The following is a 14,923-nucleotide window of genomic DNA, read 5'->3' on the forward strand; positions in this document are numbered from 1 at the left end:
GCCGCCTGCCGCATCGTCATCCTCGAAGACCAACTCGAGGAAGCCCAGCGCATCAACGCCGAATACCGCCGCGCCGCGAACGCCACAGCCGGCACCGACTGACCACACCGACACGGGCCTGGACACGGGCACGGGCATGTACGGGTGTCACCAGTTGACGGCGTCGTCCATCGACTGCTGCCAGTACGTGACCTTGAGCGAGTCGTCGACGTAGACGCCCTTCGCGGGCAGCGGCGGGTGGGCGCCGGTGCCGACGCTCCCGCTGCCGGAGCGGCCCTGGAAGTAGACGGTCAGGGACTTCGCGGTGTAGCCGTTCGCGCCGCTGCCGTCGGTGGCGGACAGGTTCACGGAGGCGTAGCCGGACTCGCCCGGGGCGAGCGTGACGACCGCCTGGGGCTGTGAGGCCTCGATGACCGGCGGCACGGCCTGGGCCTCGCCGAAGCGGACGGCCGGGTAGCCGTACAGGTAGCAGCTCTTGCTGCCGGTGTTGGTCACCGTCAGCAGCATGTGGTTCACGGGTCGGGTCAGCGGGGCCGCGACCGTCCTGGTGGTGGAGCCCTCGCAGGTGACCGGGTTGCCGGAGGAGGCGGGCGCCTTCGCCGCGGGCATGCGCGAGACGGACGTCGCGGCGCCGCCGCCGGACCCGGTGCCGGAGGACCCCGCGGCGGCCGAGGAGCGGGGGGTGGCCGACGAGTCCGTGGTGCCCGAGGGAGCCGGGGAGGCCGTGGCCCGGGAAGAGGCCGCGGACGAGGGGCTCGTGCCGGCCGCGTGACCCTCGACCTTGGTGCCCGTCCCGCTGTTGCACGCGGTCAGTGAGAGCGCGGCGAGGACAGTGGTCGCGGCGGCGGCGACGAGGCGGGTGCGGGAGGTGCTGGACATGTCGATGTGCCCCTTCGGAGTTCGGGTGGCGGTGGTGATTGGATGACCGAAGCTTGTGAGGTGATCCGTCCCGACCGCCACGTTCAGCGGGCAGTTGGGGACACTGGAACACCGAAATGGGCTCTGACCAGGCAGAACGCGGTGACCCTGGAATACGTGAACGGGACACGGGGGGTTGAGGGGAACGGGTGTCAGAGGCAACGGGGACCGAGCGGAACGAGGCGTTCGCGCAACTGCTGCGGGAGCTCAAGGACCGGTCGGGGCTGAGTTACGGGACGCTGGCCAAGCGTCTGCACATGAGTACGTCGACACTGCACCGCTACTGCAACGGCACCGCTGTGCCGGTCGAGTACGCCCCGGTGGAGCGCCTCGCGCGGGCCTGCCGGGCCACACCGCAGGAGCTGGTGGAGCTGCACCGGCGCTGGATCCTGGCGGACGCGGAACGTGGGCGCAGGCCGGACCAGGCCGTGGTGAAGGGTCCGGTTCAGGAGGCCGGTCCGGACGGGGGCGACGCCGAGACCGGGGACGGGGACGGTGAGTCCGTTGTCATCGACACCGCCGCCGAGGCCGCACCGCCCCGGCGTCCGTCCTGGCTCCGTCGTCGCCGTACCGTGCTGATCGCCTCCGTCGCGGTGGTCGCCGCGCTGGGGGCCGTCGCGTACACCCTGCGGCCGACGGCCGTCCGGGCCGGAGACACGGTGCCGACGTCCACCGGCACCCTGGACATCGGCACCGCCGCGCGGCCCTCCGCCACCCCGTCGGCCGACCGGAGCGCACCCAAGCCGTCCGCGTCGGCCACCACCTCTCCGACCAGGACGACCGGTGGGGAAGGTGCCGGGTCCGCTGCGTCGAAGGGCGAGGACGAACAGAGCGCGGGCAGCGCCACCGACGCCGTCCCGCTCACCGTCGGCATCCGCCCCTACGTCTACGACGATCCGTGCAGCCAGCACTTCCTCGTCGACAGCGATCCCGAGCAGGTCGGCCCACCGGCGCCCGAGCAGGACGCCCCGCGCTGGGCCGCCGCGTACGGGGCGGTCTCCTCGGGCGAGCAGCGGGTCGCGCTCACCGTCCAGGGCACCGGTGAGGAGACCGTCGTACTGAACGCCCTGCACGTCCGCTTCCTCACCAAGGACGCGCCGCTCGCCTGGAACGACTACTCGATGGGCGTCGGCTGCGGAGGCGGTGTCGGCACCAAGTCGTTCGACATCGACCTGGACAACGGCAGCCCGACGGTCAGCGTGAAGAACGGCCAGCGCGACTTCCCGTACAAGGTCAGCCAGTCCGATCCGGAGGTCTTCTACATCAGCGCCCACACCAAGGCGCACGACGTGCGCTGGGACCTCAGTCTCGACTGGTCCAGCGGCGAGCGCAGCGGTACCGTCCGCATCGACAACGACGGCAGCGCGTTCCGCACCAGCGCGGACGTGAGCCGGCCGGGCTACGACTATCCGCTGGGCTCCAGCGAGTGGATCGAGCGGGTGGGCGGCTGATCGGGGCGTACGCCGTGGTTCACAGCAGTTCGGGCTGCGGCTGCGGCGCTCGCGCCGGCACGGTCGCCGGTTCCCACCGGGCGACGGTGCGCAGGTAGCCGTAGATCACCGAGCCCATCGCCAGCAGGACAAGGGGTCCGGCCAGCCAGGGGTACTCGGCCATCCGTACCGGCAGGAAGCGGTACGACACCAGGAGCGCGACGAAGACCGCCGTGCCGTAGGCGGTCAGCCGGAGGCCGGAACGGTCCCAGCCGCGGTCGAACGTGCGCACTCCCGCCTCGATGGTGAGGGTGAACACCACGCCGGCGACGAGGTCCACGCCGTAGTGGTAGCCGAAGCCCAGCGTGGCGCAGAGGGTGGCGATCAGCCAGAAGGTGCCCGCGTACCGCAGGAACCTGGGGCCCTTGCGGGAGTGGATGAAGATCGCGGTGGCCCACGCCGTGTGCAGGCTGGGCATGCAGTTGCGGGGGGTGATCCCGTCGAAGGGTATGGAGTGCGGCGCCGATATCGGCGGCGGCGTCTGCGGCCACAGGTTCGCCACGGCCCAGTGCCCGTCGCTCGGTATCTGCGGCGACCACAGGGCGATCGACGCCCAGTGGTCGGTCCCGGTGCCGTAGGCGAAGACCGGTCCGACCACCGGGAAGATCATGTAGATACCCGGTCCGAGGAGGCCGATCAGCAGGAAGGTGCGCACCAGGTGGTGGCGCGGGAAGCGGCGGTCCGCCGCCACGTTGCGCAGTTGGTACAGCGCGACGACCACCGCGGCGACCGCCAGCTGGCCGTAGATGGTGTCGAGGAAGTTGAAGCCGACCGCTCCGGTGGCCGTGATGATCCGGCCCATGACCCACGAGGGGTTGCCCAGGGCGTGGTCGGCGTTCGCCAGGTACGGGTCGAGGACCATGTGCCGGCTCTTCGCGGTGATGAGGAGCCAGGTGTCACCGGTCTTGCGGCCGGCCACCAGGAGCAGGCCCAGCCCTACGCCCTTCAGCAGCAGGACGCGTTCCGGGCCGGTGCGGCGGGTGAGGGCGAGGACCGCGCAGGCCAGGATCACCCACAGCGCGCCGTTGCCGAAGGGGTGGCCGTGGGGCACATGGAGGTCGAACATCCACCGGACCCCGAGGATGACGAGGTCGACGCCGATCGCGGCCCCGAGCGCGATGAACCGCTGCCGCCAGGTGAGCACCACCATCATCAGGGCCAGGCCGGCGTACAGCAGGGGGCCTGACTTGGGCGGGTACACGAACTCGCGCATCTGAGTGCCGAGCGGTCCCGGCAGGCCGTAGCGATGCGCGGTGAGCTCCATCGCGACGAAGAAGCCGAGGGCCACGAAGGCCGCCACGGCCCAGAGTCTCGCCCGCGGAGGAGTCTGCGGTGGCATGTGTATCAATTTCGGCCAATTTCACTAGATGCTCGTCAGAGAACCGCCCGCCCGACTGAGGAAGAGGGAAGGATCGCGGTCCGGGTTCCTGTGTCCCCCTGAGAAGCCCGGCTCACCGAAGATGCAGGGTATGACATCCGGCGGTAATCGAACACCGCACGGTGTCCACGTCAGGAGATGGCGCGCAGCCCGCCGTGGGCCGGGCGGCGGAGTTCCTCGACGGCCTGGTCCGTCGCCTCGTCGGCGGGGAGCAGGACGACCAACTGCTGCGCGTCCGCGGAGAGGTCGAGGGTCTCGCGGACCAGCCGGAGCTCGCGTCCGGAGGGGTGCCGGAGCCGGAGGTCCCCGCGCTGCGGAACGACGTGCCGGTGCAGGCGGCGGGTGAGATCGGGGCCGGCGAGGGGTGCGAGTTCCGCGGTGAACCACTCATAGGAGTCGAGGGACGGGCCCAGCCACAGATCGAAGGCCCGCTCGTCCGCGACGTCGTCCCAGTCGGCGAAGAACGACCGGGCGCGGGGGTCGGTGAAGACGTACCGGGTGAGGTTAGGGGTGTCGGAGTCGAGCAGTCCGGTGCCGCTCGTCACCGCCTCGAACGCACTGGTGTGGGAGAGGACGTCGCCCGTCCGGTTGGTCACCAGGGCGATGCCCGGCTCCAGAAGGCGCAGCGTGCGCAGGACGGACGGCCGTACCTGGCGCGTCGGCGGGGCGGGCCGGGTGTGGCTGACGCACTCCCCGCCGCTGATCTTCGCGAGGTAGCGCAGATGGTCGCGCTCCGCGGGGTCGAGGCTGAGCCCGTCGGCCAGGGCGTTGACCACCGCGATCGAGGGATGGCGGTCGCGGCCCTGCTCGATGCGGGTCAGGTACTCGACGCTGATGCCCGCCCGGGTGGCGAGATCCGATCGCCGTAGCCCGGGTGACCTGCGGCGCCCATGGTCCGGCAGGCCCAGCGACTGCGGCTGGACCGGGCGGCACGCGGTGCTGCACCTGGAGAACGTGCTGACCGAACTGCACGCGGTCACGATCCGCGACGGTCTCGCCTTCCCCTACTACTTCACCGCGTGGCAGGACGGCCGTCCCCTGGATCCCGGGGCAGCCGAATACGCCAAGACCCTGCTGGAGCAGCTGTCCTGGTGGACGGGCGCCCTGCGCACGGCACGCGAGACGACGCCGTACCCGGTGTGAGCGGGGGCGGGTGCTTGCGGAGCAGCCGGCTGTGGGGGGCCGGTGGGCACTGAGGGTGCAGTGCACCCAGGGCAGCGGGGGCTCGTGGCGGGCCGCGGGGGCTCGGCGAACCAGGGCAGATCGACCGGCCCGAGCGCCGGCACCGACCCGGGGACGCGGGCGGCAGGCAAGGCGGGCGGCAGGCCACGGGTGCGGCCACTTGTCCGACCAGCAGCCCTACCTCGGCCGGCTGGACACCTGGGAGTCCTGGCAGCGGTGGCGGGACCTGGTGGTCGAGCGCTACGAACCCCAGGGCGACCATTGCCCGTTGGGGGCACTGTTCCTCCAGGTCGGCCGGGACCGGCCCGGGGCGCGGGCGATCGTGACCGAGCTGATGTGCCCGTGGCAGGAGCAGCCGGCCCTCGGCATGCGCGCCCTGCGGGCGAACGGCCTGGTCCCGCCGACGCTCGACGTCGACCGGGCGGCGGCCACGCTGCTCGCGGGTATCCAGAGCCGCGTGGCCATCATGATCTCCACGGGCGACTCGACCCACCTCAGGGCGGCGCTCGACACGGGCATCGAGCACCTGCGGAGCGGGTGAGCGCGTGGACGCGATGCCATGATCAGCCCCGTGTCGCCGCGCTCGGCCTGTCGGTGCAACCCTTCGTGCAGCCCCGTTGATCCACGGGTCGCAGCCGCAGGCAGGCGGCCGACGGGACCTGCGGTCGATCAGCGGCGCTCGATCGGGCTGTCGCCACCCGGACGGGGGACGCGTGTGATGGATCACGGTGGGCGGCCCGGGTGGGGTTTCGGGCGGTTCGGCCGGGTGCAGAAGTCTGGTGTGGTGACATCACATATGCGGGGGCGCCGATGTCAGGATCGGGAGCGTCCCGGCGGCGGACACCGCGCCGGCTCCACGACGAGCGGCGTGAGGCCGAGCTCCTGGAAGGAGGAGACGCGTCGGCGTCCCGACGAATAACTGTCGCCGTCGCGACAGAATCACGTGCGGGGCGCAGCGAGGTTTTCGGAGTGGACGCCACCAGAATGCGGGGCGACGTAGATCCGCCAACCTACCGTGTGTTACCGTGATAAAAGTTGCAGTTTTGGTTTCCGGAGAATTTCTATGAGGTTCACCGGCGTCTTTCCGGGTCTTCCGGAGGGGAGTCCATCGCGGCGACTCGGGGTCCGTACAGTGCGGGTCCCGGCACTGCCCCCTAGGGAGATTCAATATGGCATCTGGCACCGTGAAGTGGTTCAACGCGGAAAAGGGCTTCGGCTTCATCGAGCAGGACGGCGGCGGCGCCGACGTGTTCGCGCACTACTCGAACATCGCCACCTCCGGCTTCCGCGAGCTTCAGGAAGGCCAGAAGGTTACCTTCGACGTCACGCAGGGCCAGAAGGGCCCGCAGGCCGAGAACATCGTTCCCGCCTGACGCTGACGCGTATCTTCACGGCTGGGGCCCGCACTCTTCGGGTGCGGGCCCTGTCCCATTGCCGTGAAAGAATCTGATTGTCCCGAAGAATGTGATTTTCTTCGTTTCTCCTCGGCTCTTTCTTGCGAATTCTCGTGCGGTTTCGCCGCGCCTCGGAGGAATTCCTCGACACGTGCCGCACGCATCGAGGAAGGGTTCCCCTCCCATGGACCGCACCCGCCGAACCGGGAACAACGGGAACAACACGTCCCGCCTCCGCTCCCGGGGCGCGAGCCACCCGCGCTCCCGCCCGGCCGCCGCACCCCGCGGCGAGTTCACCCTCCCCACCACCGTCACCGAGGCCCTGCCCGCGGTGGAGGCGTTCACCGACCTCGACCTGCCCGAGCGACTGCAGGCCGCGCTCCGCGCCGAGGGTGTGACCACACCCTTCCCCATCCAGGCGGCGACCCTGCCGAACTCTCTGGCCGGCCGTGACGTCCTGGGCCGTGGCCGCACCGGCTCGGGCAAGACGCTCGCCTTCGGTCTGCCGCTGCTGGCCCGACTGGACGGACAGCGCGCCGAGCCCCGGCACCCGCTCGCCCTGGTCCTCGTCCCGACCCGCGAACTGGCCCAGCAGGTCACCGACGCGCTCACCCCCTACGCGCGGGCGCTGCGCCTGCGCGCGGCCACCGTCGTCGGCGGCATGTCGATCGGCCGGCAGGCGTCCGCGCTGCGGGCCGGCGCCGAGGTCCTCGTGGCGACGCCCGGCCGGCTCAAGGACCTCATCGAGCGCGGCGACTGCAGCCTGAACCAGGTCACGATGACCGTCCTGGACGAGGCCGACCAGATGACCGACATGGGCTTCATGCCCCAGGTCACCGCCCTGCTCGACCAGGTACGACCCGACGGCCAGCGGATGCTCTTCTCCGCCACGCTCGACCGCAACATCGACCGGCTGGTGCGGAACTACCTGCACGACCCCGTCGTCCACTCGGTCGACCCGTCCGCGGGCACCGTCACCACCATGGACCACCACCTCCTGCACGTCCGGGACGACGACAAGCACGCCACCGCCACCGAGATCGCCGCCCGTGACGGCCGCGTGATCATGTTCCTGGACACCAAGCACGCGGCGGAGCGCCTCGCCAAGCACCTGCTGTCGGTGGGCGTGCGGGCCTCGGCGCTGCACGGCGGCAAGTCCCAGCCGCAGCGCACCCGGACCCTCGGCCAGTTCAAGGACGGCCAGGTGACGGTCCTGGTGGCCACCAACGTCGCGGCCCGCGGCATCCACGTCGACGACGTCGACCTCGTCGTCAACTTCGACCCGCCCGCCGACCACAAGGACTACCTGCACCGCGGCGGCCGTACCGCACGCGCCGGCGAGTCCGGCACCGTCGTCACGCTGGTCCTGCCGCACCAGCGCCGCTCCGTGGACCGTCTGATGTCCGACGCCGGCGTCACCGCGCGGACCACCCGGGTCCGCCCGGGCGAGGCCGAGCTGAACCGCATCACCGGCGCCCGCACCCCCTCCGGTGTGCCCGTCACCCTCCCCGCGCCCGCGCCCGCCGAGGCCCCGAAGCGTTCCGGCTCCGCGGGACGCAACCGCAGCAGCCGCTCCGCGCGGGGCCGTCGCCGCTCCACCCCCACCAGCCGATAGCCGTACGACCGCTGAGGGGGCCGGTGGCCGCGCCGCCGGCGTCCCGTCGAGAAGGAGACGAACAGGGCCGCACCCTGGCCGTTCTCACCGTCACACCCCGACCGCTCCCCGTGGAGGCACCATGCGCATCGTCATCGCACGTTTTCCCTTCGACCTGACCATGAGCGAGGTCGAGAGGTCGATGGACGGCGTCCAGCCCGAACCCGCCACCGGCCTGTGTGTGACCGTCGGCCCCCACGTCTACCCGGTCAAGCAGGTCGGTCAGGTGATCACCCGGCAGGACCGCCGCGACTTCACCGCCAACGAGGTGGGCCGGGCCCTGACCCGGCTCGGCTTCACCTGCCACGAGGTCCAGCCGCCCCGCCAGGAAGCCTTCAACGACCCGGCTGCGTCGCTCCCCTGGGCCGACACCCCGCTGGGCTGACGCCCCCAGGGCGACCGGCACCGCCCATGCCCCGGCCCGGCCCCGCCCCCGAGATCACTCCGTTCCGTTCCCCCCTCCGGCCACCCCGTGCAAGACTGCGGCTCCCCACGGCAGAGCCGCCGTGTTCCTCCTGTCATCGCGTGACATCGCTTGAGCGAGGAGCTGCGCGGCGGGACGCTGGGAGCATGGACAGCAGGGGCGGCACACCCGGAGGCACCGTGGAGGGACGCGTACCCGAGGACCTGGCGGTCGTCGTCGGCGCCGACGGGACCATCACGGTGTGGAGCGCCGGGGCGCGTCAGCTGCTCGGGTACGAGGCCGAAGAGGTCGTGGGCCGGCCCGCCGCCGGACTGCTCGCCACCGACCTGCCCGAGTCCGCGCGCCGCCACGTGGCCGTGGGCCGCAGCTGGGCCACCGAGGTCGCGCTGCGGCACCGGGGCGGCGACCGGGTCGTCGTACGCCTGAAGGCGACACCGCTCACGGACGGTGACGGCGCACGGCCGTGGCTGGTGACCGCCGCCGTGCCCGAGCGCATGGCCGAGCCCCTCGAACCGGACGCGGAGGCCCTGTGGGACCTCACACTCGCGCAGCTGCCCGTGCCGGTGGCGGTCTACGACACCGAGGCCCGGCTGGTGTCGGCCAACGAGGTCATGACCCGGGTGATGGGCCGTAGCCTGGCCGAGATGCGCGGTCTGACCCTGTGGGAGATCGAGCCGAACCCGCCCTTCGACGAGTACGACCGCCTCCAGCGGCAGGTCCTGCGCACGGGCGAGCCGCTCTTCCACGAGAACTTCGGACAGGCCCCCGGCGAGGTCCGGGGCCACGCCTGGTCGATGTTCCTGTCCCCGCTGAAGGACGCGAGCGGGGCCGTGCGGGGCGTGTCCGCGGCCGTCTTCGACACCACCGAGCAGTACTGGGCCCGCCGCCGCCTCGCCGTCCTCAACGACGCCAGCCTGCGCATCGGCAGCACCCTGGACGTGGCCCGGACCGCCGACGAGCTGGCCGAGGTGGCCGTGACGGGCTTCGCGGACTTCGTCACCGTGGACCTGCTGGAGTCGGTGGCGCTCGGTGAGGAACCGGCACCGGTGCCGCCGGACCAGCCGGTCACGGTACGCCGTACCGCGCAACGGTCGATCCTCAATGGCTGCCCGGAGTCGGTGGTCCCCACCGACGGGAGGACGTTCTACCCGGTGGGCACGCCCCCGATGCGGGCCCTGATAGCCGGCCGCGGCACCCGCCCGGAGTCCTGGGATCCCGGGATGCGGGAGTGGGTCGACTCCTCCCCGGCCCGTGCCGAGACCGTGGCCAAGTACATGATCCACTCGGTGATGATGGTGCCGCTGCGCGCCCGGGGCGTCACCCTGGGCCTGGTGCACTTCCTGCGGCACCGTACGGCGGAGCCGTTCAGCGAGGACGACCTGCTGCTCGCTGAGGAGATCGTCGCGAGGGCCGCGGTGAGCGTGGACAACGCCCGCCGCTACACCCACGAACGCCGTACCGCGCTCACCCTCCAGCGCAGCCTGCTGCCCGAGCGCCCGCCGGACCTCGCGGCCATGGAGGTGGCGTACCGCTATCTCCCGGCGGGTTCCGGCGCGGACGTGGGCGGGGACTGGTTCGACGTCATCCCGCTGTCCGGCGCCCGGGTCGCCCTGGTCGTGGGCGACGTGGTGGGCCACGGCATCCACGCCTCGGCGACGATGGGCCGCCTGCGCACGGCCGTACGCACCCTCGCGGACGTGGACCTCGCCCCCGACGAACTCCTCACCCAGCTCGACGACCTCGTCGTCAGGCTCGACCGGGAGGAGGGGCCGGACACCCGCGACCGGGGTGCGGAGGCCCCGACGCCGAGCGAGGTCGGGGCCACCTGTCTGTACGCCGTCTACGACCCGGTCTCCCGCCGCTGCACGATGGCCCGCGCCGGCCACCCGCCGCCGGCCGTGGTCACCCCGGACGGCGAGGTCCGCTTCCTGAAACTCCCGGCCGGCCCGCCCCTCGGCCTCGGCGGCCTGCCGTTCGAGTCCGTCGAGGTGGAACTGGAGGAGGGCAGCCTGCTCGCCCTCTACACCGACGGCCTGGTCGAGGCGGCCGACCGCGACATCGAGGTCGGCCTGAACCTGCTGCGCGGGGCCCTCGCCGACAAGGCGGGCCCGCTGGAGGAGACCTGCGACGAGGTCCTGCGGACGGTCCTGCCGGCCCGCCCGGCCGACGACATCGTCCTGATGCTGGCCCGCACCTCGGCCCTGGACGCCGGGAAGGTCCGCACCTGGCACCTCCGGCGCGACCCGGCGGCGGTGGCACGGGCCCGGAAGGCGGCGAGCGAACAGGTCACGGCGTGGGGCCTGGACGATGCGTCCTTCGCGACGGAACTGATCGTCAGCGAACTCGTCACGAACGCCGTCCGCTACGGCGACGACCCCGTCGTCCTGCGACTGATCCGTGACTCGGCGCTGATCTGCGAGGTCTCCGACGGCAGCAGTACGGCTCCGCATCTGCGGCGGGCGAGGGTGTTCGACGAGGGCGGGCGGGGGCTGCTGCTGGTCGCGCAGATGGCGGAGCGGTGGGGGAGTCGGCAGACGGCCACGGGGAAGACGATCTGGGCGGAGCTGGGGTTACCGGCCGAGTAGACGCGGGACGGCAAACGGAACGGTGAATTCACCCACCTGTGCGACGATGCGGCCGTGAACGCACCCTCCAGCCCTTCCGCCGGCACATCCCCCACGGAGCCGGCCCCCAAGTCACCTGGTTTCGCGGCGGAGTTCAAGGACGCCGTGACGTTCCGGGCCTTCGGCCTGGTCCTCGGCGGCCTGCTGGTCCAACTGGCCTTCGTCTTCTCGTACGTAGGCGCCTTCCACTCCCCCACCCCCCACCGGATCCCCGTAGCGGTGGTGGCCCCCCAGCAGGCATCGGCGCAGATCGTCGCCAAGTTGAACGCACTGGACGGCGACCCGGTGAAGGCGACCGCGGCCTCCAGTAAGGCTGTTGCCCGCGACTGGGTCATGACGCGGCGCGCGGACGCGGCCTTCTTCCTCGACCCGAAGGGGACCGAGGACACCCTGCTCGTCGCCTCTGCCGGCGGCCCGTCGGTCTCCCAGACCGCCACGCAGATCGCCCAGAAGATCGAGGCGTCCGAGAAACGCCGGATCACGGTGACGGACATCCGCTCCCCCAACTCCGGTGACGGCCGCGGCATGACGTCCTTCTACCTGGTCCTGGGCTGGGTGATCGGCGGCTACCTGACCGCGACGATCATGGGCATGGCGTCCGGCTCCCGTCCGGCGAACCGCCCCCGCACCCTGATCCGCCTCGCGGCCCTCGTCCCGTACGCGATCGTCTCGGGCCTGGCCGGAGCGCTGATCGTGGGCCCGGTCTTCGACGCCCTGGGCGGCCACTTCTGGGCCCTGAGCGCGATCGGAACCCTGACCGTCCTGGCCTCGGCGACCACGGCACTGGCCCTGCAGACCCTGCTGGGCCTGCTCGGCACGGGCCTGGTCATCCTGCTGTTCGTGGTCCTCGGCAACCCGAGCTCGGGCGGCGTCTACCCGGCCCCCCTGCTCCCCGCCTTCTGGAGCGCGATCGGCCAGGCCCTGCCGCCGGGCGCGGGGACCACGCTGGTCCGCAACACGGTGTACTTCTCCGGGCATGCGACGGGGTCCGCACTGTGGGTGCTGGGGGCGTATGCGGTGGGCGGGGCTGTGCTGGCTTGGGGAGCGTCCTGGTGGCGGGAGGGGCGGAGGGCTGCCACGGCGGCGGAGACCTCAGTGGCTGTCTGACGGGCGGTACGGCCGAGCCGTACCCCACGCTCCGCGTCACGGTCGGCGCCCGCCACGGATTCCCGTGCGGGGCGCCGCCCTTACGGGCGAAGCGACCTTTCGACGACGCGGGCATCGCAGCCGCTGCAGCGCTACGATCCCGCCCATGACTTCACCCCAGGCGGATGCCGCGTAGATCCCGGCGCGAGCTGAGGACTGCCGTGCCCGGCAGGCGGAGAGAGGATCGGGTCAGCACGCTGCTCGTCAGCGCATGTGCTCCGTTCGCGTGTGCTGCCGTGCACACGTACCTCTTCGTCGACGGCCTCGACCTGATGGCTCGCAGCGACAGCAGGATGGCCGGGCTCGGTCCCGGGCGGCTCCTCCGCCCGGGCGGGCCGCTCTGGCCGACGGACATGCCGTGCACGGTGGAGGTGGCGGCCGATGATCCGCCGGGGCCGGGCAGGCTGACTCTCCGGGTACGGCTCCGCGGCGAGACGGTCGTCTGGTCCGACCTGATGTATCCGGGCGTGGACGGCAGGCCCGTCGAGTGCGTTCGCTTCCGCCTGGAGCAGTACCTGGGCGAGATGGAGCGGGCGTACAGGGCGTTGACCTCCGAGTGAGCGAGGTCGTACCGCCGGCCACCCGGGCACCCCTACGTCGCCGCCGCCAACACCGGCCCCCGCGCTTTCGTCGCGTGTGCCCTCCGGAGGAACGGCCTCTCGATCGCGTAGTACGACAGCAGTGCCATCAGGAGCGTGAGCATCACCGTCCACGCCAGTCGGCCCTCCGTCACACCGAGGGAGGCGAGGAGGCGTACGACCGGGTAGTGCCAGAGGTAGATGCCGTAGCTCAGGTTGCGGCCCACCCAGGCCAGGGGGGTCAGGGCCAGCAGGCGGGACAGGCGGTCGTCGGGGCGTAGTTCCAGGGCCGTGACCAGCGTGGCGGAGAGGGTTGCCACGGCGAGGAAGCCGATCGTGTACCACGCGGCCGTCCAGACGCCGAGGTCCTCGGTGACCGGGACCTGCCAGGCGACCAGGCCCAGCAGGGCGAGGGCCGGCCACGCGAGGCGGGCGGACCAGGTGCGCAGGAGGGCGAGGCGGGGGTCGTCGGACCGCAGACGCGCCAGGGCTACGGCCACCAGGGCGCCGGCCAGCAGTTGGTCGGCGCGGGTGTCGGTGCCGTTGTAGATGCGGTGGGCCGCCTCCGGGTTCCACAGGACGCAGCGCCAGAGAAGGGGGAGCACGCACAGGGCCGCCGTGCAGAGGAGGACCGTACGGGCCCGGAACCGTCGTAGCAGAAGCAGCAGCATCAGGGGCCACAGCAGGTAGAACTGCTCCTCCACGCCCAGGGACCAGGTGTGCGCGAGCGGGCCGGTGAGGCCGGAGTAGGGGCCGGACTCCATGGCCCGTACGACGTTGGTGAGGAAGGCGGCCGACAGGCCCGCGGCCTGGAGGGAACCGTCGAAGCCCCACAGGGAGGTGGTCGACGCGAGCAGCGCGCAGAACGCGCACACGGCCAGCATCGCGGGGACCAGGCGCAGCCAGCGGCGGCGGTAGAAGGACATGAGGGAGATGCCGCCGCGGCGGACGTACTCGGCGAGCAGCAGGCGGGTGATGACGAAGCCGCTGATGGTGAAGAAGACGTCCACGGCGACCGCGCCGCCCGGCAGCACGTCGGGTTCCACGTGGTGGACGATGACCAGCGCGACGGCGAGGGTGCGCAGTCCGTCCAGGCCGCTCACCCGGCCGGTGCGGGACACCGCGGACGGAAAACCCCGGCTCGCACGGGGTGCGACCGGGGCTGGGGGTCTGCGGACGCCGACCGCCGCGTCCGCTCCCTCGTGCCCTTCCTGCTCCGTTTCCGCCACGGCCGTCGAGTCCGGTGCCTTCGCCATGAAAGAGATCTCTGCTCACCTGCCCGCTGAATCGAGTAATCCCGGTGCGCCTAACCGGAATCCACGCTCGCATGCCTCTCTGGGCGCGGGCTGTGCCGAATCACCACCGGGCCACAGCACACGCACAGGGCGGGCTCAGGGGGCGGGTGGGGGGCGGGTGAGCCGGGGCGCACGTCGTACGGCGTCATGGTGACGGTGCCGACGACGGCGGGCTGAGGTTTCAGGGGAACAGCGCGAAGGCGGGCGCGCCAAAGGTACGGCCGGCGGTCGACTGCCAGGGTCCGGGCCCCTGGCCGGCGCGTACGGCGCGAGCCAGGGGGACGATCCGAACCGGAAACACGTCCACTCGGGGATCCGCGCTCCGAACGGCAACGACTACGGAAAGGAGCTCATCGGGCAGCACTGTCCGACCCCACCGCGCGGTGAGACGGACTAGGCCGCTTCCGGCCGCGGGAAGGTCTCGTCCTCGTCGTCCCCGAAGTCCGGGGCCTGGAAGGGGTTCGTGGTGGGGGGCGGCAGGGCCGCCGGGGTGCGCTGGGGCTGCCCTTCAGGGGCGGAGAACAGCGAGGTCAGATCGATGAGAGGGAGTCCTTTCTCCTACAGCTTGGTCATCTTGGAGTACGGACTCAGGATCCGCATCTGCGACGAGCCGAAATCGACGAGCACAGCGATTCCGTCCTCGACGCCGATCACCCGGCCGAGACCGTACATGTCGTGTGTGACCTGGTCGCCCACGGCGAAGTGCTTGGGTGCGGGTGCGACCGGTGCCTTGAAGGGGCTGGTGGGCAAGTGACGCTTCGGTGCAGCAGGCTTTGTCATCCTTCTCAGTATGCGCCTATGGCCGCCCCGCCCGCGCCGTCTGTCCCGGACCGATACGAA

At 71.7% G+C, this 14,923-nt stretch carries 12 protein-coding genes and 3 pseudogenes; 10 read left to right on the plus strand and 5 right to left on the minus strand.

Annotated features, from left to right (window positions below; translation table 11 throughout):
* A pseudogene (locus tag ABZT06_RS34210) lies at window positions 1-102 on the plus strand (MerR family transcriptional regulator); the annotation flags it as partial.
* A 45-nt stretch (window positions 103-147) separates the two neighbouring features.
* On the opposite strand, the gene ABZT06_RS34215 reads toward ABZT06_RS34210, so the two are convergent.
* Window positions 148-879 (minus strand): DUF4232 domain-containing protein, encoded by a 732-nt coding sequence (locus ABZT06_RS34215; protein ID WP_355749930.1) that lies wholly within the window; start codon window positions 877-879, stop codon window positions 148-150.
* Between the two features lie 188 nt (window positions 880-1,067).
* Between ABZT06_RS34215 and ABZT06_RS34220 the strand changes: the two genes are divergently transcribed.
* Window positions 1,068-2,369 carry a helix-turn-helix transcriptional regulator gene (locus ABZT06_RS34220; RefSeq protein ID WP_355749933.1) on the plus strand — a complete coding sequence of 434 codons (1,302 nt, stop codon included), beginning with the start codon at window positions 1,068-1,070 and terminating at the stop codon, window positions 2,367-2,369.
* Between the two features lie 19 nt (window positions 2,370-2,388).
* Here the strand turns inward: ABZT06_RS34220 and ABZT06_RS34225 are convergent, their stop codons facing one another.
* Complete coding sequence (locus tag ABZT06_RS34225) at window positions 2,389-3,708, minus strand: phosphatase PAP2 family protein (protein WP_355749936.1); 1,320 nt, start codon at window positions 3,706-3,708, stop codon at window positions 2,389-2,391.
* Window positions 3,709-3,917: 209 nt separating this feature from the next.
* A complete protein-coding gene (locus ABZT06_RS34230; RefSeq protein ID WP_355749939.1) occupies window positions 3,918-4,766 on the minus strand; it encodes a helix-turn-helix transcriptional regulator in 849 nt (282 codons plus the stop codon).
* Here ABZT06_RS34230 and ABZT06_RS34235 point away from each other — a divergent pair.
* From ABZT06_RS34235 to ABZT06_RS34270, 8 genes and pseudogenes are all read left to right on the plus strand, one after another.
* A pseudogene (locus tag ABZT06_RS34235) lies at window positions 4,711-4,929 on the plus strand (NADPH-dependent oxidoreductase); the annotation flags it as partial. The gene ABZT06_RS34230 and the pseudogene ABZT06_RS34235 sit on opposite strands and share 56 nt — an antisense overlap.
* 199 nt (window positions 4,930-5,128) lie before the next feature.
* A pseudogene (locus ABZT06_RS34240) lies at window positions 5,129-5,509 on the plus strand (TetR/AcrR family transcriptional regulator); the annotation flags it as partial.
* A 628-nt stretch (window positions 5,510-6,137) separates the two neighbouring features.
* Window positions 6,138-6,341, plus strand: a complete 204-nt coding sequence (locus ABZT06_RS34245) for a cold-shock protein (RefSeq protein ID WP_007383480.1) — start codon at window positions 6,138-6,140, stop codon at window positions 6,339-6,341.
* Window positions 6,342-6,546: 205 nt separating this feature from the next.
* Window positions 6,547-7,977, plus strand: a complete 1,431-nt coding sequence (locus ABZT06_RS34250; RefSeq protein WP_355749943.1) for a DEAD/DEAH box helicase — start codon at window positions 6,547-6,549, stop codon at window positions 7,975-7,977.
* A gap of 121 nt (window positions 7,978-8,098) precedes the next feature.
* On the plus strand, window positions 8,099-8,401 hold the full coding sequence (locus ABZT06_RS34255; protein ID WP_355749946.1) for an SCO5918 family protein: 303 nt from the start codon (window positions 8,099-8,101) through the stop codon (window positions 8,399-8,401).
* A gap of 185 nt (window positions 8,402-8,586) precedes the next feature.
* Window positions 8,587-11,025, plus strand: coding sequence for a SpoIIE family protein phosphatase (locus ABZT06_RS34260; protein WP_355749949.1), 2,439 nt, complete (start codon window positions 8,587-8,589; stop codon window positions 11,023-11,025).
* Window positions 11,026-11,079: 54 nt separating this feature from the next.
* Window positions 11,080-12,171, plus strand: a complete 1,092-nt coding sequence (locus ABZT06_RS34265) for a DUF3533 domain-containing protein (protein ID WP_355749952.1) — start codon at window positions 11,080-11,082, stop codon at window positions 12,169-12,171.
* Window positions 12,172-12,446: 275 nt separating this feature from the next.
* A complete protein-coding gene (locus ABZT06_RS34270) occupies window positions 12,447-12,770 on the plus strand; it encodes a hypothetical protein (protein ID WP_355749955.1) in 324 nt (107 codons plus the stop codon).
* A gap of 32 nt (window positions 12,771-12,802) precedes the next feature.
* Here the strand turns inward: ABZT06_RS34270 and ABZT06_RS34275 are convergent, their stop codons facing one another.
* Both ABZT06_RS34275 and ABZT06_RS34280 read right to left on the minus strand, forming a co-directional pair.
* Window positions 12,803-14,044 (minus strand): acyltransferase, encoded by a 1,242-nt coding sequence (locus ABZT06_RS34275; RefSeq protein ID WP_355749958.1) that lies wholly within the window; start codon window positions 14,042-14,044, stop codon window positions 12,803-12,805.
* A 597-nt stretch (window positions 14,045-14,641) separates the two neighbouring features.
* A complete protein-coding gene (locus tag ABZT06_RS34280; RefSeq protein ID WP_037706913.1) occupies window positions 14,642-14,863 on the minus strand; it encodes a hypothetical protein in 222 nt (73 codons plus the stop codon).
* Window positions 14,864-14,923: the final 60 nt, after the last annotated feature.

It is taken from the genome of Streptomyces sp. NPDC005483, from assembly GCF_040606035.1.
Lineage (GTDB): Bacteria > Actinomycetota > Actinomycetes > Streptomycetales > Streptomycetaceae > Streptomyces.

Excerpts from the sequence above, each read along its gene's own strand:
- ABZT06_RS34215 (WP_355749930.1), bottom strand. The coding sequence starts at position 879 with ATGTCCAGCACCTCCCGCACCCGCCTCGTCGCCGCCGCCGCGACCACT.
- ABZT06_RS34245 (WP_007383480.1), top strand. The coding sequence starts at position 6,138 with ATGGCATCTGGCACCGTGAAGTGGTTCAACGCGGAAAAGGGCTTCGGC.
- ABZT06_RS34250 (WP_355749943.1), top strand. The coding sequence starts at position 6,547 with ATGGACCGCACCCGCCGAACCGGGAACAACGGGAACAACACGTCCCGC.
- ABZT06_RS34255 (WP_355749946.1), top strand. The coding sequence starts at position 8,099 with ATGCGCATCGTCATCGCACGTTTTCCCTTCGACCTGACCATGAGCGAG.
- ABZT06_RS34260 (WP_355749949.1), top strand. The coding sequence starts at position 8,587 with ATGGACAGCAGGGGCGGCACACCCGGAGGCACCGTGGAGGGACGCGTA.
- ABZT06_RS34275 (WP_355749958.1), bottom strand. The coding sequence starts at position 14,044 with ATGGCGAAGGCACCGGACTCGACGGCCGTGGCGGAAACGGAGCAGGAA.
- ABZT06_RS34280 (WP_037706913.1), bottom strand. The coding sequence starts at position 14,863 with ATGACAAAGCCTGCTGCACCGAAGCGTCACTTGCCCACCAGCCCCTTC.